The sequence below is a fragment of the Pseudomonas sp. R9.37 genome (genome assembly GCF_963878885.1).
Taxonomy (GTDB): Bacteria; Pseudomonadota; Gammaproteobacteria; order Pseudomonadales; family Pseudomonadaceae; genus Aquipseudomonas.
Window position 1 is genome coordinate 734,006 of record NZ_CAWNZA010000011.1, and the last position, 18,346, is coordinate 752,351.

Consider the following 18,346-nt stretch of genomic DNA (forward strand, 5'->3'; position numbering starts at 1 on the left):
GTTGTGTGTTAGACAGCTATCGCGGGCGAGCCCGCTCCCACAGTTGAAGTGTGAATACACTCAACTAGGGGAGCGGGCTTGCCTGCGATACTTTTATTGCGCCTTGCGCGGAGTCAGCACTACCTGCGCCGGAATGTGTTTCACAATCTGCCGGTGTATCTTCAGGTCATACCCCGAATCAATTCGCTTCACCCGTTTGGTCAGCAATGTGGCCAGCCATGGGTAGTCCTGCGTGCGCGGCGCCTGAATGGTCACGTCACACTGGTAATTCACCACGTCGGTGGCGATCGCATCCAGTTGATGGCGAAGTTCTTCGATATCGACGAGGTTCAGCGCCACTGTGGTGCTTTCAGCGGCCGGGTCGATGACCTTGGCGGGCGGCTTGGCTTCAGCGGCTTTCAAGGCGGCTTCGGCTTTATCCAGCTCGGCTTTGCGCGCATGGCTGATGGCGCTGTTGACGCCACCGGTGAGCGCCGGGGCCTTGGGCATCAGTGCACGGGCACGGCTCAGGGCCGTAGCGGCGGCGTTGACATCGCCTTTTTGCAGCACAATCTGGCTGCGCTGCAGGTAGGCTTCGGCCAATTGACGCTGGTAAGGCTCAAGGGCCGGGTCGTTGGGCGACTGGGCCTGTAACGCAGCCAGTTCGTCTTCGGCGGTGGCAAGCTCACTGCTGGCCAGGTTTTGCTCCAGCTGCGCGATGGCCGCAGCGCGTGCGTCCGGTACCTCGGGGGCGGCGGGCGGCGTACTTTGACAGGCGCCCAGCAGCAGGGAAAATGCGGCAAGGAGCAGATAACGGGCGTTGAACAGCTTCATTCCTGCGACTCTCTATTTGCGCAAAAAGCGAGCAAGTCTACACCCCTCGACGGGGCAGGACAAAACTCAGCAGAAAGAGGGCGGCCGCCGTGACGACAATCGACGGGCCGGCTGGCGTGTCCTTGAACCACGACAGCGCCAGGCCCCCGCACACTGCAAGCATGCCCAACAGGCTGGCGCCGACGGCCATTTGCTCGGGTGAGCGCGCATGGCGTTGGGCGGCGGCTGCGGGAATGATCAGCAGCGAGGTGATCAACAATACGCCGACAATCTTCATCGCGACAGCAATCACCACCGCGATCAACAGCATCAGGGTCATGCGCAGTGCCGGCACGGGCAAACCTTCCACCGTGGCCAGTTCTTCATGCACGGTGATTGCCAGCAGTGGGCGCCACAGGGCCACCAGCAAGAGCAGCACCGCAGCGCTGCCACCGAGTATCCACGCAAGGTCTGTAGGGCTGATCGCCAGCAGGTCACCGAACAGGTAGGCCATCAAGTCGATGCGCACTTCATGCATAAAGCTCAGCACCACCAGGCCCAGGGACAGCGTGCTCGGCGCCAGGATTCCCAGCAGTGTGTCGGAGGCTAGCGGTTGGCGCTGTTGCAGGGTCACCAGCAGCACGGCCAGCAGCAGGCAGCCCACGGTGACGGCGATGGTCGGGCTCACGTCCAGCAAAAAGCCCATGGCCACGCCCAACAGCGCGGCATGCGACAACGTGTCGCCAAAATAGGCCATGCGCCGCCACACCACAAACGAGCCCAACGGGCCCGCCACCAGCGCCAGAGCCAAGCCTGCCAGCAGGGCGTAGAGCAGAAAATCAGCCATGCTTGCAGCTATCTCCATGAACGTGTGTATGAGGGGTGGCGGGATCGCCAACCACGGCGCCGTGCAAATCATGGGCGTGGTCGTGATGGTGGTGGTAGATCGCCAGGCTCGGGGCATTTTTGCCGAACAACTCGACAAACGCCGGGTCGCTACTGACTTGTTCCGGGTGGCCGGAGCAGCAAACGTGGCGGTTGAGGCACACCACCTGATCGGTGGTGCTCATGACCAAGTGCAGGTCGTGGGAGACCATCAATACGCCGCAGCCGTGGCGGTCACGCAGGCGGGTAATCAGGCTGTACAGCTCGGCCTGGCCGGCAACGTCAACGCCTTGCACGGGTTCATCGAGCACCAGCAGTTCAGGCTCGCGCAGCAAGGCGCGGGCCAGCAGCACGCGCTGCATTTCGCCGCCGGAGATGCTTTGCACCGGGCTGTCGATCACCTGTTCGGCACCGACTTCCTTGAGCGCATCCTGCGCGCGGGTGCGGTCTACACCGGGCACCAGGCGCAAAAAACGCAGCACGGACAGCGGCAGTGTCGGGTCGACGTGCAATTTTTGCGGCATGTAACCGACGCGCAGCTTGGGCTTGCGCCATACGCTGCCACTGTCCGGCTTCAATAAGCCGAGTACTGCGCGCACCAGCGTAGTCTTGCCGGCGCCATTGGGGCCGATCAGCGTGACGATCTGGCCCGGCTCGACGCTCAGCGCGATGTTATCCAGCACGTCTTGCCCGGCGAACGTGACACCGACCCCTTCGAGGCGGATTAACGCAGTGCTCATCAAGCCCCCTGGCAACCCGAGCAGAGCCCGACCACTTCGACCGTTTGCCCTTCGACCCTGAAGCCGACATCGGCCGAGCTTTTGATAATGGCGTCGCTGATGCTTTTTTGTTCAAGCTCGATGGCGGCATGGCACTCGCGGCAAATCAGGAACTGGCCCTGATGCGCGTGTTCCGGGTGGTTGCAGCCAACAAAGGCATTGAGCGAGGCGATGCGGTGCACCAGGCCGTTTTCCAGCAGGAAATCCAGCGCGCGGTACACCGTCGGCGGCGCGGCGCGGCGGCCGTCCTGCTCGCTGAGCACGCCAAGAATGTCGTAGGCGCCCAGCGGCTTGTGGCTTTGCCACACCAGTTCCAACACCCGGCGACGCAGCGCGGTCAGGCGCAGGCCCTTCTGTGCGCACAGGGTATCGGCCTCCGACAGCGCGGTGTGCACGCAGTGAGAGTGGTCGTGGGGGCGGCTGGCAATGGGTGTTTTAGGCATGAGCGGCGACAGACATTTGATAGAGACGTTATTATGTTACCCGTTCCTACGTCATTGAGTGGTCATCGTGTCCCGACTTTTTCCCGTTTTTGTCGTATTTGTCACCAGTTTGTTCATTGCTGGGGCCGCTCAGGCCGAGGTCAAGGTGCTGACGAGCATCAAGCCGTTGCAGTTGATTGCCGCGGCTGTGCAGGACGGTGTGGCCATTCCCGAGGTGTTGCTGCCGCCCGGCGCATCACCGCACAACTACGCCTTGCGTCCATCCGACGTACGGCGCGTGCAGTCGGTGGACCTGCTTTATTGGATCGGCCCGGACATGGAAAGCTTTCTGCCACGCGTGCTTAAAGGCCGAAGCCTGCCTACCGTGGCGGTGCAGGATCTTGCGGGGATGAAATTGCGGCGTTTCGCCGAAGATAGCCACTCGCACGCCGATGATGCTGATGAACATGACCATGATCACCGCCCAGGCAGCCTGGATGCGCACTTGTGGTTGTCGACTGTCAATGCTCGGGTGATTGCGGCGCGCATGGCGGCTGATTTGAGCGCTGCCGACCCGGCCAATGCTGCGCGTTACCAGAGCAACGTGCAGGCATTCGATGAGCGTCTGGATGCGTTGGATGCCCGTTTGAAAACGCGCTTGGCGAGCGTGGGCGACAAACCTTACTTCGTGTTCCACGAGGCCTTTGATTACTTCGAAGACGCTTACGGGCTCAAGCACACTGGCGTGTTCAGCGTGGCCGCCGAAGTGCAGCCAGGCGCCCAGCACGTGGCAGCAATGCGTACACGGCTGCAGGAAGTCGGCAAGACCTGTGTATTCAGCGAACCGCCGTTGCGTCCGCGATTGGCTGAGACGTTGGTGGCCGGGTTGCCGGTGAAGTTGGCGGAATTGGATGCGTTGGGTGGTTACACCCCGGCCACGGCGCAGGGTTACGAGCAGGTATTGGAGAAATTGGGGAATGACCTGGCTGGGTGCCTGGAGTCGTTGTAATAGCCGACACAGAACCACTGTGTGAGCGGGCATGTGTGGGAGCGGGCTTGCTCGCGAATGGGAGTGTCAGTCAATACCTCTGTTACTGATCCACCGCATTCGCGAGCAAGCCCGCTCCCACAATTTCTGACCGGGTGCAGCTTTAGAGCGCGAACGGCAGGTGGACGCTGACTTGCTGGCGCTGCGCCAGCCGATGCTCGAACTCTGCAGGGTCATGAATCAACACGTCCTGCCCGGCAAACGACTCCGCCGCGATCAGGCGTGACAGCCAGAAGCGCACACACGCTACCCGCAGCATCGTTGGCCACAACTCCGCTTCCTTGGCCGTGAACGGCCGCAGGCCCGCGTAGGCACCTAGCAGCGCACGGGCGCGTTGCCCATCAATCACGCCGTCGGCGTCCGAACACCAGTCATTCAAGGCGATCGCCACGTCGTACAGCATCGGGCCTGAGCAAGCGTTGTAAAAGTCGATCAGCCCGGTCAGGTGCGTGCCTTCGAACATCGCATTATCGCGGAACAGATCGGCGTGAACGTTGGCGCGTGGCAGTGCGAGGATTTGAGCCTTGTGGGCTTCGATCTCGCTCAGCGCCTCTTTCAGCAGGCGCTGCTGCGCGTCGTTAAGGTGCGAAATCAGCTGCGCACCTTCGGTGAGCATCCAGTCCAGCCCTCGATCGGTCTTGCGCTCCAGCACTTTCTCGCCTTGAGTCGCCAGGTGCAAATGGCCGAGCAGGTCGCCAACCTGGGCGCAATGCTGTGCGTTGGCTTCCTTGATGTGTTTGCCGGCCAGACGGGGTTGCAGCAGCGCCGGTTTGCCCTTCAATTCGCGCAAGGCCACGCCGTCGGTGGTGCGCAGCGCATAGGGTACGGGCAAGTCAGCGTCATGGAGCACGTCGAGCAGTTCGATGAAAAACGGCATTTCTGCGACTGGGCCGCGCTCAACCAGGGTCAGGACGAATTCGCCCTGTTCCAGGCTGATGAAGAAGTTGGTGTTTTCGCTACCGGCGGCAATCCCCTGGAAATCAAGCAGGCGGCCGAGCCCGTAAGGGGCGAGAAAGGTTTCCAGCTCGGGCCGAGCCAGCGGGGTGAACACAGACATGGTTAAACTGCCAGTACGGGCGCCGCGAGGGGCGGCGCCAATTTAAGTTAAGAAATCATTTCCATTCGAAGATCTTCCATGACGGGATTAGCATATCCGGCTGGTCAGAACGGATGAAGTTTGCATCGGATCCGTCCGCGCGCACCAGGAAATACGGCGGCGCGCCCTTCACGGTGACCTTGATCGCGTACAGGAAACCGTTTTGGCGGTACTCCTGGATGGTTCTGTCACCTTCGGTGCGGATCGTGACTTCCGGGTCTCCCGAGGGTGCGCTGTCAGCTGCCGTGGCGGCCAGCGGCAAGAGCGCAATCAAGCCGGTCAACAACAGGCGATTTACTGTACGCATGATAACCTTGTCCCTTTGTCGTCATTGGTCCGGCTATTCTAGCGCCTGACCCGCCGAAAAGGTTGATCCTGCTCATGAGCCAAGCCCCCCTCGTCCTGGTGGACGGTTCTTCTTATCTGTACCGCGCCTTTCACGCGCTGCCACCGCTGACCACCTCCAAAGGCCTGCCAACCGGTGCGGTCAAGGGCGTGTTGAACATGCTCAAAAGCCTGCGCAGGCAGTACCCGGACAGCCCGTTCGCCGTCGTGTTCGACGCCAAGGGTGGGACCTTCCGCGATGAGATGTTCGCCGAATACAAGGCCAACCGCCCGAGCATGCCCGATGACATGCGCCTGCAAATCGAGCCGCTGCACCAAAGCGTCATCGCGCTGGGCTTCCCGCTGCTGTGCGTCGAAGGCGTCGAGGCTGATGACGTCATCGGCACTTTGGCCCGCAGCAGTGCGGCGGCAGACCGCCCGGTAGTGATTTCTACTGGCGACAAGGACATGGCGCAGTTGGTCGACGGGCACATTACCTTGGTCAACACCATGACCGGTAGCGCGATGGACATTGAGGGCGTGAAGGAGAAATTCGGTGTCGCTCCCGAGCAGATCATCGATTACCTGGCGCTGATGGGCGATTCGTCCGACAACATCCCGGGCGTTCCGGGCATTGGCCCGAAGACCGCCTCCGGCTTGCTCGTAGGCGTGAATGGCGGCCTCAAAGAGCTTTATGAACAGCTGGATATCGTGCCGACCCTGCCGATTCGCGGGGCCAAGAATCTGCCGGCCAAGCTGGAAGAGCACAAGGAGATGGCGTTTCTGTCCTATCAACTGGCGACGATCAAAATCGACGTACCGCTGGATGTAGGCCTGGAAGATCTGCACCTGATCGAGCCTGACCGCGAAAAGCTGCTTGAGCTGTACACGCTGCTGGAGTTCAAGAGCTGGATTGATGAGATTCAGCGCGACGCCAAGCGTGTCGAGCTCAAGGCCTCGACCGAGGCGGCGCCGTCTGCCGAAACCGTCGTTGAGGTGGTAGCGGCCGCGCCGGTGGAGGCGTCCTACACGACCATCCTGGACCAGGCGACATTCGATAGCTGGCTGAAGAAACTCAACGACGCCAAGCTGTTCGCATTCGATACCGAAACCACCGGGATCGACGCGCAAAAAGCGCAGTTGGTCGGTGTTTCCTTCGCCGTGCAGCCCCATGAAGCCGCCTACATCCCGTTGACCCATTCCTACGTCGGTGCGCCCGAGCAGTTGGATCGCGACACGGTTCTGTTGGCGTTGAAGCCTCTGCTCGAAGACCCGACCAAACTCAAGGTCGGCCAGCACGCCAAGTTCGACATGAACATCCTGGCCAATTGCGCCATCGGTGGTGACCCTGCGCACGGCATCACCGTGCGCGGCATCGCCTTCGACACCATGCTTGAATCCTACGTGTTGAATTCCACCGCAACCCGGCACGACATGGACAGCCTGGCCAAGAAGTACCTGGACTACGACACTGTCAGCTTCCAGGACATCGCCGGCAGAGGCGCCAAGCAACTGACATTCGACCAGATCGCGCTTGAGCAGGCTGGCCCGTACGCGGCTGAAGATGCGGATATAACGCTGCGCCTGCACCAGGCGTTGCATGCACAGCTGGCAGCCATACCGAGCCTGGCCAGTGTGCTGACCGATATCGAAATCCCGTTGGTGCCGGTGCTGGCTCGTATCGAGCGCCAGGGCGCGTTTGTGGATAAGGACCTGCTGGGCATCCAGAGCATCGAGCTGGGTAACAAGATGGTTGAGCTGGAGCGCCAGGCGTTCGAGATCGCCGGTGAAGAATTCAACCTGGGTTCGCCCAAGCAGCTCGGGGCGATTCTCTACGAAAAGCTCGGCTTGCCGGTGCTGAAAAAGACGGGCAAGGGGCAGGCGTCCACGGCCGAGGAAGTGCTGGCCAAGTTGGCCGAAGATGATTTCCTGCTGCCCAAAGTGCTGATGCAGTACCGCAGCATGAGTAAGCTGAAAAGCACCTACACCGATCGGCTGCCCGAGCAGATCAACCCGCGTACCGGGCGTATTCACACCTCTTATCATCAGGCTGTGGCGGCGACTGGACGCTTGTCTTCGAGCGATCCGAACCTGCAGAACATTCCGGTGCGAACCGCTGAAGGGCGGCGAATTCGCCAGGCGTTTGTCGCGCCCAAGGGCTACAAGCTGCTGGCGGCGGACTATTCGCAGATCGAGCTGCGGATCATGGCGCACTTGTCCAAGGACGAGGGCTTGATGAACGCGTTCCGCAACGATTTGGACGTGCACACCGCTACAGCGGCTGAGGTGTTCAAGGTTGAGTTGGCTGAGGTCAGTTCCAACCAGCGTCGCAGTGCCAAGGCGATCAACTTTGGCCTGATCTACGGCATGGGCGCGCAGAAGCTGGGCAAGGATATCGGCGTCGATACCAAGACCGCCAAGGCGTATATCGACGTGTATTTCGCGCGCTACCCTGGCGTTCGCGAGTACATGGAGCGCACGCGGGCCCAAGCGGCAGACCAAGGCTATGTAGAAACCTTCTTCGGGCGTCGGCTGTACTTGCCGGACATCAATTCCAACAAGCCTCAGGAGCGCGCGGCGGCCGAGCGCACGGCGATCAACGCGCCGATGCAGGGCACCGCGGCTGACATCATCAAGAAGGCCATGGTGTTGGTGGATAACTGGCTGACGGAGTCGGGCCTGGATGCCAAGGTCATCCTGCAAGTGCACGATGAACTGGTGCTTGAGGTGCGCGAGGACTTGGTTGCGCAAGTCAGCGAGAAGATCCGCGAGCACATGAGCGCAGCGGCCAAGCTGGATGTACCGTTGGTCGTGGACGTAGGCGTGGGCGATAACTGGGACGAGGCGCACTGATTTCGCGGCTCTGTCACTGCCGGGGGTGGTGGCAGAGCGCTTTAGATCGGAAACCGGTGTCAGTTATTTCCAATAGTTTTTTTAAGCTGCCGGAACTTAACCTGTGAACTGCTACTCAGAGTTACTGAATGGGTGGTGAAGCCCTTCAATGCTCCTATGTTGTGTTAAGTGTTGGCAGATATCTGGACCCCGCCCTAGCGGTCCGGAACTTGGACCCCGAACTTCCCCTCCCCATACGAAGTCCGGGGTTTTTTTTGCCCGCAGAAAAGTTATTCCGCGACTTCAGCGCCCTTGTCCGCCAATTCCATCCAACCGGCCAACACCGTGTAGGCGTCTTCCAGGCCCATGCGCTTGGGCGCGGAGAACAGCTGGATGGTGATTGCATCACCCCAACCCTTACGGATGTCGGACTGCACTTTGAGCAGGGTGTTCTTGGCTGCGCCGTAGGTCAGCTTGTCTGCCTTGGTCAGCAGGATATGCATCGGCATGCCGCTGGCGACGGCCCAATCGAGCATCAGCAGGTCGAAGTCGGTCATTGGATGACGGATGTCCATCATCAAAATCAAACCCTTCAAACTCTCCCGGCCACCCAGGTAAGCCTCCAGGTGACGCTGCCAGTGCAGCTTCAACGGGATAGGTACTTTTGCGTAACCGTAGCCCGGCAGGTCGACCAGACGCCGATCATCGTCTAGCTTGAAGAAATTGAGAAGTTGCGTGCGGCCCGGGGTTTTCGAGGTGCGTGCCAGGCTGGCATGGGTCAGGGTGTTCAGCGCGCTGGACTTGCCGGCGTTGGAACGACCGGCAAAGGCGACTTCAAAGCCTTCGTCATCGGGGCATTGGTCTACTTTGGCGGCGCTGAGCATGAACGTGGACTGTTGGCACAGGCCGAGGATGGGATTCTTGAGTTGCATGAGATTTCCGATGTGGGCGGTGCCGAAAAAGGGTGCGGCAAGCGGTGTCGTTTCCGTTTCAGTAGCGCCAGTATATAATGCCGCAGATTTTGTGTGTGCTTTGTCCCAGCGAAGGATGAGGTTCACGGGAGCGAAAGACCTTCATTGCGCATTAGAACGCAAAACGCTCTCAAACCCTGAAAAGGTCGATGTATGACCCGATAGTTGCTCGCTTTTGGTGTCCTGATTCCGCTTTACGGCGCTCAGGCTACACAGGATCCGGAGGCGGTGTACAACCGAGTTTGCGTAGCTTGCCATGCCGGCCAGCTGCCTAACGCCCCTAAACGGGGTGACCAGGCAGCCTGGCAGCCAAGACTGGCCAAGGGCATGGACACGTTGGTGCAACACGTGACCAGGGTTTCAAGGCGATGCCGCCGCGTGGTTTGTGGATGGACTGCAGTACTGAGGATTACCAGGCCATCATTGAATTGATGGTGAGTAAACCCGGTAGATAACTCTTAAACCCTTAGCCGTAGTTGGATTAGCTGATGAACAAACTGATCGTGAGTCTGCTGTTGACCTTGGGCATCACCGGTGTTGCCCATGCTGCAGGCGACGCTACAGCGGGTCAGGCGAAAGCCGCCGTGTGTGGTGCTTGCCATGGACCGGATGGCAATAGCCCGGCACCAAACTTCCCCAAACTCGCCGGCCAGGGTGAACGTTACCTGACCAAGCAGATGCACGACATCAAGGACGGCAAGCGCACGGTGCTGGAAATGACCGGCCTGCTGACCAACCTCAGCGATCAAGACCTGGCGGACATCGCGGCGTATTTTGCCAGCCAGAAAGGCAGTGTGGGAGCTGCCGATCCGAAACTGGTGGAAAAAGGCCAAGCGTTGTTCCGCGGTGGCAAGCTCGCCGAAGACCAGCCTATCGGCGGCATGCCGGCGTGCAAGGCTTGCCACATTCCGGACGGCGGCGGTGTCGCAGCGGCGGGCTTCCCTCACCTGAGTGGTCAACATGCTCAGTACACGGCCAAGCAATTGAAGGATTTTCGCGAGAAGGTTCGCTATATCGATGGCGACGCGGGTAACAAAATGATGACTGATATTGCGGCCAAGCTTTCGGATAAAGACATCGAAGCGCTGTCCAGCTACATTCAAGGCCTGCACTGATCCGGGCAGGACGTTAACGCTCGATTAATCCGTCGATGCAAGCATAAAAAGGGTGGCTTAGGCCGCCCTTTTTTGTGGCCGGTGCCGTTACACTAACGAACTCATGCCCGCGTAGACCTGTCACACCTAAAGGTCGCGTGAGGCGACTTTATTTGTCCAGGAGTAAAGCATGCGTAATCTGATCCTCAGCGCCGCTCTCATCACTGCCAGCCTCTTCGGCATGACCGCACAAGCTGCCGACAATGTGCCGCTTGAAGCCGGTAAAACCTACGTTGAATTGGCCAACCCGGTGCCGGTTTCGGTGCCGGGCAAGATCGAAGTCGTGGAGCTGTTCTGGTATGGCTGCCCGCATTGCTATGCTTTTGAGCCGGTCATCAATCCATGGGTCGATAAGCTGCCTGAGGATGTGAATTTCAAACGCGTCCCAGCGTTGTTCGGCGGCCCATGGGATGCTCATGGTCAACTCTTCATCACGCTGGACACCATGGGTGTAGAGCACAAAGTGCACGCAGCGGTGTTCAATGCCATTCAGAAAGAAGGCAAGCGCCTGGTCAAACCTGAAGACATGGCTGATTTCGTCGCCACTCAGGGCGTCGATAAAACCAAATTCCTTGAAACGTTCAACTCGTTCGCTGTGAAGGGCAAGATGGCCCAATACAAAGAGCTCGCCCAGAAGTACGGCGTACAAGGCGTACCTACGCTGATCGTCAACGGTAAATACCGTTTCGACATCGGCAGTGCTGGTGGCGAAGAGCAAGCGCTGAACGTTGCCGACCAACTGATCGCCAAAGAGCGCGCAGCCAAGTAAGGGGCCTACCATGCGCCGCTGGGGTACTGAACGTGTCGTTGGCCTGCATGATGCGAAGGTCAACGAGCATCACCTGGAATCCACAGGCCTTCCGGCAGATAGCCGCTTGCGCTTGCTCAGCTTCAATATTCAGGTGGGCATCAGCACTGAAAAGTATCGGCACTACCTCACCCGTGGCTGGCAGCATTTGCTGCCCCACAATGGGCGTGCCGTTAACCTGCAAAAAATCGGCAACCTGCTGAACGACTTCGATTTGGTCGCCCTGCAGGAAGCTGACGGCGGCAGCATACGCTCCGGCTACATCAACCAGGTGGAACACCTGGCGCAGCTCGGTGCGTTCCCGTACTGGTATCAGCAACTCAACCGCAACCTCGGGCGTCTGGCGCAGCACAGCAATGGCGTGCTCAGCCGCTTGAAGCCGACTGCCATCGAAGATCACCCCTTGCCAGGCCCCAAAGGGCGCGGGGCGATCCTCGTGCGTTTCGGCGAAGGCCCCGAAGCCTTTGTGGTGGTGATGATGCACCTGGCACTCGGGGGGCGTACGCGCAACCTGCAGCTCGCCTACATTCGTGAATTAATTGGCAACTACAAGCACCAGGTACTGATGGGTGACATGAACACCCATGCCAACGACCTGTTGCAGAATTCCCCGTTGAGGGACCTCGGGTTGCTGGCGCCGCAAGTCGAAGCCACGTTCCCCAGTTGGCGCCCGCAACGCTGTCTCGACCACATCCTGCTCAGTCCGACACTCACACTCGAAAGTGTGCAAGTACTGGCGCAGCCCATCTCCGATCACCTGCCCGTCGCGGTAGAGATTCGTCTGCCGGGTTCGCTTACGGCTGATGCATTACCCGCGTTGAGCCCAGGCCCTCGCGGACCCCTTGCATGAGCGACGACGCCCAGCGCTGGAAAGAGAAATACCTGAAAAGCGTCGAGCAGCAAGACAAGCTCGAACGTCGCTGGGCTGCCCGCCTCGACTTGTTACGTCGAGGCCTGGTGCGCAGCACGCTGGCGGCTGAGGGCACCGATCGCGCGGTTGACCAATGCATGAAAGAGATGCGCGACGTCGTGCGTACCGACGACATGGACGCGGCCCTCGCAGCCTTGCTGCCGCGCCTGGAAAAGGCCGTGCTGGATTCAGAACAGCGCCGCGAAACCCGGGTCGACCAGATCAGCAATGCGCTCACGGCCCTGGTCGCGCAGTTGCAAAAGCTGCCGCTGCCGCGTGAAGTCGCACGCCCGCTGAAAACCTTTGCCAAGCAACTGGAGGGGCGTGTCGGCCAGGCACGCGAGATTCCATTGTTGCTCAGCGAGCTGAGCAGCTTGCAAGGGCAGGCGCTGAATAACCTGGATTCGGATGGCGAAACCCCGCGCCCTGGGCCGGGTTTGCTGCAACGCCTGTTTGGCGCGAAAGAGGGTTCGAATGAAGCGCCGGTGGTTGAAGCTACACCAGCGCCGGCTGCGCCAAAATCCACGGCGCCCAAGCTCGCCCCTGAGCCTCAGGAACCGGAGCAATCGGAAGAACTGACCCAAGCCTTGCGCGCCTTTGCGCCACTGCCGAACACCCCGGCAACGTCACAACCCGAACACGTTGTGCCTGTCAAAGTGGCGGAGGTTGCCGGCGAAACCTTTGTCTTCGAGGCACCGGCTGCAGAGGGGCCTGTCGAGGTGCCTGAACCTGAAGCGGTGGAGGTGCTGGTAGAAGAAACCGCTCCAGAAAGCGCACTTGCCGCCTTTATCGAAGAGGCGCAGGTCGAGGTCGACACTCCAAACGAAACCGCCATTGGCAGCTTGTCGCTCCCGCCTGTGCTGGAAGGTCTGGAGCCTGACCCCGATGCGTTGGAATCGGATGGCGTCTACGCACTGCCCGACTCGCCCGAACCTTCGTACAGCTCGGTTGCCAAGCACATCGAAGACACCTTGCTTGGCCTGCTGGAAGACCTGTCACTGCCCGAGCGTCACCGTCCCCAGGCTGAGGCCATGCGCGAACGCCTGGCTCATGGCTTGAACTGGTACGAACTGCTGCCGATTCTCGATGACTTGGCGGTGTTGATGCTGGCGATCACCGACAGTGGCCAGCACGAGTTCGAGGCTTACCTCAAACAGCTCAATGAGCGCCTCGAAGCGTTCCAGGGCCATCTGCAAGTAGCCAGTGATGGTCACGCTGACAGCCGCTCGGCCGCGCGTGAGCTGGACACGCAGATTCGTGAACAAGTCGACGGCCTGCAAAGCAGCGTGCAGGAGGCGGCCGACCTGGACAGCCTCAAGCACGTGCTAGAGAGCCACCTTGAAGGCCTGCTCGGCACCATGGATCAACATCAGCAGCAGCGTGATCAGCGAGAGCAGGAAGTGGCGGCGCGCCTCAAGGGGCTGGCTGAGCGGGTGGCGAATATGGAGCAGGAAGCCCAAGGGTATCGCGAGCATCTGGAAGTCCAGCGCCAGAAGGCGTTGATCGATCCGCTCACCGGCCTGCCCAACCGGGCAGCCTGGAGCGAGCGTCTGGACCACGAAGTCAACGCCTGGCACCAGCGCGGCAACAGCCTGTCGCTGGCCATGCTGGACCTTGATCACTTCAAGCGCGTCAATGACGGCTACGGACACTTGGCGGGCGACAAAGTGTTGAAGATCATCGCCAATGTGTTGCGCAAGTACCTGCGCCCGACTGACTTTATCGCGCGGTTTGGCGGTGAAGAGTTTGTATTGCTGATGCCTGACTCCGCTTTGTCGGACGCCTTGGGCGTGGGTGAGGTGTTGCGCGCGGCAATCGAGGCTTGCCCTTTCCATTTCAAGGGCGAACCGGTGACGATAACGGTGTCCATGGGTGTGGCGCAGTTCCAGCCGGGTGAGCGCAGTGACTTGGCGCTAAAGCGTGCCGACGAAGCGCTTTATCGAGCGAAGGCGGCGGGACGTAATCAGGTGCAGGCGGCGTAAAAGATGTTCCATTTTGTAATTTGACCGCTCAGGCACAATCCGTACGTTACACTGTTGCATTATCGTCTTCAGCGTAATGTCTTCTGCCATGAAATCCTTTTACCTCGCCTTCGTATTGCTCCTGCTCGCCGGCTGCGCGAGCGGCCCTCGCCTGGACACCAACCATCCTTCGCTCAATCACGACAATCGTGTGCAGTTCGTTGTCGTCCATTACACCTCCACCAACCTTGAACGCTCCCTGGCGCTATTGACGCATGGCCAGGTCAGCAGTCATTACCTGATCGGCGACGATGCTTCAGGCACCATCTATAAGCTGGTGGATGAGAGCCAACGTGCCTGGCACGCCGGAGAAAGCCAGTGGATGGGCCGTACGTGGCTCAACTCCAGCTCCATTGGTATCGAGATCGTCAACCCGGGTTATCGCGACACGCCGACTGGCCGCGTCTGGTACCCGTATTCCGAGGCGCAGGTGCAGTCGTTGGTGGTGTTGCTCAAGGACATCAGCAAGCGCAATGGCATCGACCCCAAGAACATCATTGGTCATAGCGATATCGCGCCGCTGCGCAAGCTCGATCCGGGCCCGTTGTTCCCGTGGAAGCGCTTGGCAGCTGAGGGTCTGGGAGCTTGGCCGAATGCGCAGGCCGTCGCTCGATTCCAGACGCAGTACGCCGCTAACCTGCCGAGCATCACCTGGTTCCAGGAAGAGTTGGCGCGGTTGGGCTATCAGACACCACAGACCGGCGAGCTGGATGTTGCCACGCGGCATGTGATCGCGGCGTTCCAGATGCATTTCCGGCCATCGCTGTTTGATGGCACGCCGGATGCAGAAAGCGCTGCGATCCTGCGCGCACTGAATCGGAGTTAGGCGCTAAAGCGGCAGCGCCATGTAGAACTGCGTGCCCTGCCCCGGCCGCGAGTAGACGCCCATGCGCCCGCCGTGCAGTTGCACAATTTCCTTGCACAGCGCCAGCCCCAGGCCGGCGCCGCCTTTCTTGCGTCCAACCTGCACGAAAGGTTCGAAGATACGTCCTTGCTGGCCATAGGCGATACCTTCGCCGTTATCCTCGACGCTGATAATCACCCGTTCACCATGACGGCGCGCCTGCAGGCGAATTTGCCCGCCATCGGCGGTATGTCGCAATGCATTGCCTAAAAGGTTGTCGAGTACGCGCTCAAGCTGGGCCTGGTCTGCGTACAGCCTGGGCAAGTCAGATTGGGCTTCCACCAGCAGTTCGATGTGCTGAGCATTTGCCAGCTCGGTAAAGCGGGCTCGTGCATGCTCCAGCAGATCGGTGACATCGCACGGCCCTAGCGTGAGTTTTTGCAGGCCATTCTGGTAGCGCGAGAAGTTGAGCAAGTCGTTGATCAATTGCATCAAGCGCTGCATTTCTTCATTAACCGTATCCAGCAGGTCCGCTTCACGGGACTCTGCGGGAAACTTCGCGCGCTCGCGAAACAGCCCGAAGGCCATGTGCATACCGGTGACGGGCGTACGCAGTTCGTGGGAGGCCCGCAAGACGAATTCGCTACGCACGCGCTCGAAAGCGCGCTGCTCGGTCACATCGTGCAGCACCATCACCGCCCCAAGAATATGCCCCTGGGTATGACTGACTGGCGTCAGGCTGTAGGTCAGCAGGCGCAATTCGCCCTCGACCTCCACTTCCAAGTCCTCAGGTGCCCGCTCCAGGTTGCCGCCGCGCAGCACCAGTTGCAGCTGCTCATCCATTTCCGGGCGACCCAATGCTTCGCCCAAACCCTGCCCCAGCCGTGCCTCGTCCCAGCCCAGCTGGCGCTGTGCTACGGGGTTGAGGTGTTCGAGGCGGCCTTGGCGGTCGATCATCAGCAGGCCATCGTCGATGCTGTCGAGCACCGCTTGCAGACGCTGCTGGCCGGCCAGCAGTTCGTCGACATTGGTTGCCTGATGCTGGCGCAACGCTTCGGCCATGATGCCGAAGCGGCGGGTCAACTGGTTCATCTCCGCGGCAGACGAGATGGGCAGCGTCACTTCGAAATCACCCTGCCCGATCTTGTCGGCGGCTTTGGCCAAGGCTTCGATGGGGCCACCAAAGCGTCGGGCGATACCGTGTGCAGTGATGAAGCCGATGATCAACACTGCCAGCCCGACCAGGCCGAGAAGACCGGCAATCAGCAGCGCCCGGTCGCGGGATTTGTGTTCACTCTCGTTGATATTCTCCAGCGCGTGCTTGTGCTCGGCGATCAGGCCATTGCGCAAGGCGTTGAAGGTTTCGGTCAGCTTCGGGTCTTTGCTATTTGCCAGTGGGCTTTGCTGGGCTTCGTCAAATGCCTTGAGGAAGTTCAGGTAGTCAATGCGTGCCTGACTGAACCCGCTGAGCTTGCCGTCTTGCTGTTCATGCGCGATGCCCTCATCCAGCAAGGCGAAATATTGCTCTTTTGAAGTTTTCAGTACCTCGGGGTCCGGTTGCTCCTGCAGCATCAGGATCAACTGGTCACCCAGGGTCTGACGCAGCTTGAGGCCAAGGTCTAGGGTGATGAAGTTGCTGCGGATCAGTGACTCCTGGCTCTTGGCCATTTGCATGACACTGACCAGTCCCAGGACCAGTCCCAGCAGGGCGACGGTGATCAGCGCTGAGATACTCAGGAACAAACGAGTGCGCAGTTTCATCGCTAGCTTCATAGGGTACAGCTCACAAGTTGTACTGTTTACGTTTGCGGTACAGGGTCGACGCGTCGATACCGAGAGTGCGGGCCGCCTGGTCCAGCGTGTCACTGGTGGCGAGTACCGCGCCAATGTGGGCTTTCTCAAGCTCATCCAGGCTCAGTGCCGCACCAATGCGCGGTGCATTGTTGGTCGGCTGCTCGGCCATCCCGAGGTGGCTGATTTCAACCTTTTCCTGAGGGCAGATGATGCTGGCTCGCTCCACAACGTTACGCAGTTCTCGGATATTCCCCGGCCAGCGGTAGTTGAGCAGTGCTTCGCGCGCTTCATCGCTGAAGCCGCGTGCCGGTCGGGCGTATTCCTTGACGAAGCGCGCCAGGAAGCGGTCGGCCAACGTCAAAATGTCTTCACTGCGCTCACGCAGCGGTGGCAAGTGCAAGGTGATGACATTCAGGCGGTAGAGCAAATCTTCACGGAAGCGGCCGTCGCGCACCATGTCTTCCAGGTTGAGGTTGGTCGCCGCAAGAATGCGTACATCGGCGCGTCGGGTGACCGGGTCGCCCACGCGTTCATATTCCTTGTCTTGAATGAAGCGCAGCAACTTTGGTTGCAAGGTGAGGGGAAAATCGCCGATTTCGTCGAGAAATAGCGTGCCGCCATCCGCCTGGTTGACGCGGCCCAAGGTGCTTTCGCTGGCACCGGTAAAGGCGCCGCGGCTGTGACCGAACAGTTCGCTTTCCATCAGCTCTGCCGTCAGTGATGGGCAGTTGATGGTCACGCAGGACTTCTTCGAGCGCTTGCTCCAGCCGTGAATGGCGCGGGCCAATTCACCCTTACCTGTGCCTGATTCACCAAGGATCAAGATGTTGGCGTCGGTGCCCGCGACTTGGCGCGCGGTTTCCAGCACTACCATCATGGCCGGGCTGTGGGAGTCGAGGCCATCCTTTGGCTGGCGAACTTCGCCTTCCAGTGCTTCGAGGCGAGCGGAGAGTTGGCGCACTTCCAATTGCTTGGCGGTAGCGAGGCGCAGTTGGTCTGGGCTGCAGGGCTTGACCAGGTAATCGGCGGCGCCAGCCTGGATCGCGTCTACCGCGGTATCCACGGCCGAGTGTGCGGTCACAATCACCACGCGCATCCACGGCGCCTGGATGCGCATCTGCGCCAACACGTCCAGGCCATTGTCCTCGCCTAGGCGCAGGTCCAGGAAGCATAGGTCGAACACCTGGCGCTGCATCAGCGCATCCGCCTGCGCAGCGCTGTTGGCGGTGGCTACGGTGTAGCCTTCATCTTCCAGGCAGTAACGGAAGGTGCGAAGGATCGCGGATTCGTCATCCACTAAAAGAATGCGGCCTTGAAGTTCCTTGGCTGATTCCATCTGTCCCGCGCTCCCCTTAACTATGAATGATGGTGTTTAGTCCCGGAATAATCGGGCAAGTTGCATGGTTTATTCTGATCGATAAAAGCCATCTTCGCGCAGGTATCTGCACAACCTCCTACAAACACGCGATTTGATGGCTTTTTCATGTCCAGTAGCCACTTCGGCAACGCTATTTCTCTTTTCGATCCGTTGACCCGACCACTGACCATCGTGCATTTCGCACGGCCTGGATAGGGGCATCGTGCAGGATGCTGGGCCGTCGATCCGAGATGTATTGTTAACCTATTGATTTTATTGAGTTTTATTTTGTAAAAAAACTGGCACGCG

At 59.9% G+C, this 18,346-nt stretch carries 16 protein-coding genes and 1 pseudogene; 8 read left to right on the forward strand and 9 right to left on the reverse strand.

Annotated elements, in window-relative coordinates:
- Positions 1-93: 93 nt before the first annotated feature.
- From AACU78_RS10020 to AACU78_RS10035, 4 genes are read right to left on the reverse strand one after another with little or no spacing between them, the layout of a single operon-like run.
- Complete coding sequence (locus AACU78_RS10020) at positions 94-813, reverse strand: PA5502 family lipoprotein (RefSeq protein ID WP_106576030.1); 720 nt, start codon at positions 811-813, stop codon at positions 94-96.
- Positions 814-850: 37 nt separating this feature from the next.
- Positions 851-1,639 carry a zinc ABC transporter permease subunit ZnuB gene (gene znuB, locus AACU78_RS10025; RefSeq protein ID WP_106576031.1) on the reverse strand — a complete coding sequence of 263 codons (789 nt, stop codon included), beginning with the start codon at positions 1,637-1,639 and terminating at the stop codon, positions 851-853.
- A complete protein-coding gene (znuC, locus tag AACU78_RS10030; protein WP_106576032.1) occupies positions 1,632-2,417 on the reverse strand; it encodes a zinc ABC transporter ATP-binding protein ZnuC in 786 nt (261 codons plus the stop codon). The genes znuB and znuC overlap by 8 nt, the downstream gene beginning before the upstream one ends.
- Positions 2,417-2,899 carry a Fur family transcriptional regulator gene (locus tag AACU78_RS10035; RefSeq protein WP_106576033.1) on the reverse strand — a complete coding sequence of 161 codons (483 nt, stop codon included), beginning with the start codon at positions 2,897-2,899 and terminating at the stop codon, positions 2,417-2,419. Before AACU78_RS10035 ends, znuC begins: the two co-directional genes overlap by 1 nt.
- 58 nt (positions 2,900-2,957) lie before the next feature.
- Here AACU78_RS10035 and AACU78_RS10040 point away from each other — a divergent pair, with 58 nt between their 5' ends.
- Positions 2,958-3,887 (forward strand): zinc ABC transporter substrate-binding protein ZnuA, encoded by a 930-nt coding sequence (locus AACU78_RS10040; RefSeq protein ID WP_106576034.1) that lies wholly within the window; start codon positions 2,958-2,960, stop codon positions 3,885-3,887.
- Positions 3,888-4,029: 142 nt separating this feature from the next.
- Here AACU78_RS10040 and AACU78_RS10045 read toward each other — a convergent pair whose 3' ends face one another.
- Positions 4,030-4,983 (reverse strand): homoserine kinase, encoded by a 954-nt coding sequence (locus AACU78_RS10045; protein WP_106576035.1) that lies wholly within the window; start codon positions 4,981-4,983, stop codon positions 4,030-4,032.
- Positions 4,984-5,038: 55 nt separating this feature from the next.
- Positions 5,039-5,329, reverse strand: a complete 291-nt coding sequence (locus tag AACU78_RS10050; RefSeq protein ID WP_106576036.1) for a DUF2782 domain-containing protein — start codon at positions 5,327-5,329, stop codon at positions 5,039-5,041.
- 74 nt (positions 5,330-5,403) lie between these two features.
- Between AACU78_RS10050 and polA the strand changes: the two genes are divergently transcribed.
- Positions 5,404-8,199, forward strand: a complete 2,796-nt coding sequence (polA, locus tag AACU78_RS10055; protein WP_106576037.1) for a DNA polymerase I — start codon at positions 5,404-5,406, stop codon at positions 8,197-8,199.
- Between the two features lie 269 nt (positions 8,200-8,468).
- Here the strand turns inward: polA and yihA are convergent, their stop codons facing one another.
- Positions 8,469-9,110: a ribosome biogenesis GTP-binding protein YihA/YsxC gene (gene yihA, locus AACU78_RS10060; protein ID WP_106576038.1), complete on the reverse strand. Its 642-nt coding sequence runs from the start codon at positions 9,108-9,110 to the stop codon at positions 8,469-8,471.
- A gap of 204 nt (positions 9,111-9,314) precedes the next feature.
- Between yihA and AACU78_RS10065 the strand changes: the two are divergent.
- The 6 genes and pseudogenes from AACU78_RS10065 (at position 9,315) to AACU78_RS10090 (ending at position 14,868) form a co-directional block, all read left to right on the forward strand.
- A pseudogene (locus tag AACU78_RS10065) lies at positions 9,315-9,604 on the forward strand (c-type cytochrome).
- Positions 9,605-9,637: 33 nt separating this feature from the next.
- Entirely contained in the window at positions 9,638-10,264 is a 627-nt protein-coding gene (locus AACU78_RS10070; RefSeq protein WP_106576039.1) for a c-type cytochrome, read from the forward strand.
- Positions 10,265-10,433: 169 nt separating this feature from the next.
- Positions 10,434-11,072, forward strand: a complete 639-nt coding sequence (locus AACU78_RS10075) for a thiol:disulfide interchange protein DsbA/DsbL (RefSeq protein ID WP_106576040.1) — start codon at positions 10,434-10,436, stop codon at positions 11,070-11,072.
- Between the two features lie 10 nt (positions 11,073-11,082).
- A complete protein-coding gene (locus tag AACU78_RS10080) occupies positions 11,083-11,961 on the forward strand; it encodes an endonuclease/exonuclease/phosphatase family protein (protein WP_106576041.1) in 879 nt (292 codons plus the stop codon).
- On the forward strand, positions 11,958-14,003 hold the full coding sequence (locus tag AACU78_RS10085) for a GGDEF domain-containing protein (RefSeq protein WP_106576042.1): 2,046 nt from the start codon (positions 11,958-11,960) through the stop codon (positions 14,001-14,003). Before AACU78_RS10080 ends, AACU78_RS10085 begins: the two co-directional genes overlap by 4 nt.
- 88 nt (positions 14,004-14,091) lie before the next feature.
- Positions 14,092-14,868 (forward strand): N-acetylmuramoyl-L-alanine amidase, encoded by a 777-nt coding sequence (locus tag AACU78_RS10090; protein ID WP_106576043.1) that lies wholly within the window; start codon positions 14,092-14,094, stop codon positions 14,866-14,868.
- A gap of 3 nt (positions 14,869-14,871) precedes the next feature.
- On the opposite strand, the gene AACU78_RS10095 is transcribed toward AACU78_RS10090, so the two are convergent.
- Both AACU78_RS10095 and algB read right to left on the reverse strand, forming a co-directional pair.
- Complete coding sequence (locus AACU78_RS10095) at positions 14,872-16,659, reverse strand: KinB sensor domain-containing domain (protein WP_106576044.1); 1,788 nt, start codon at positions 16,657-16,659, stop codon at positions 14,872-14,874.
- A 10-nt stretch (positions 16,660-16,669) separates the two neighbouring features.
- Positions 16,670-18,016, reverse strand: a complete 1,347-nt coding sequence (gene algB / locus AACU78_RS10100; RefSeq protein ID WP_078740007.1) for a sigma-54-dependent response regulator transcription factor AlgB — start codon at positions 18,014-18,016, stop codon at positions 16,670-16,672.
- Positions 18,017-18,346: the final 330 nt, after the last annotated feature.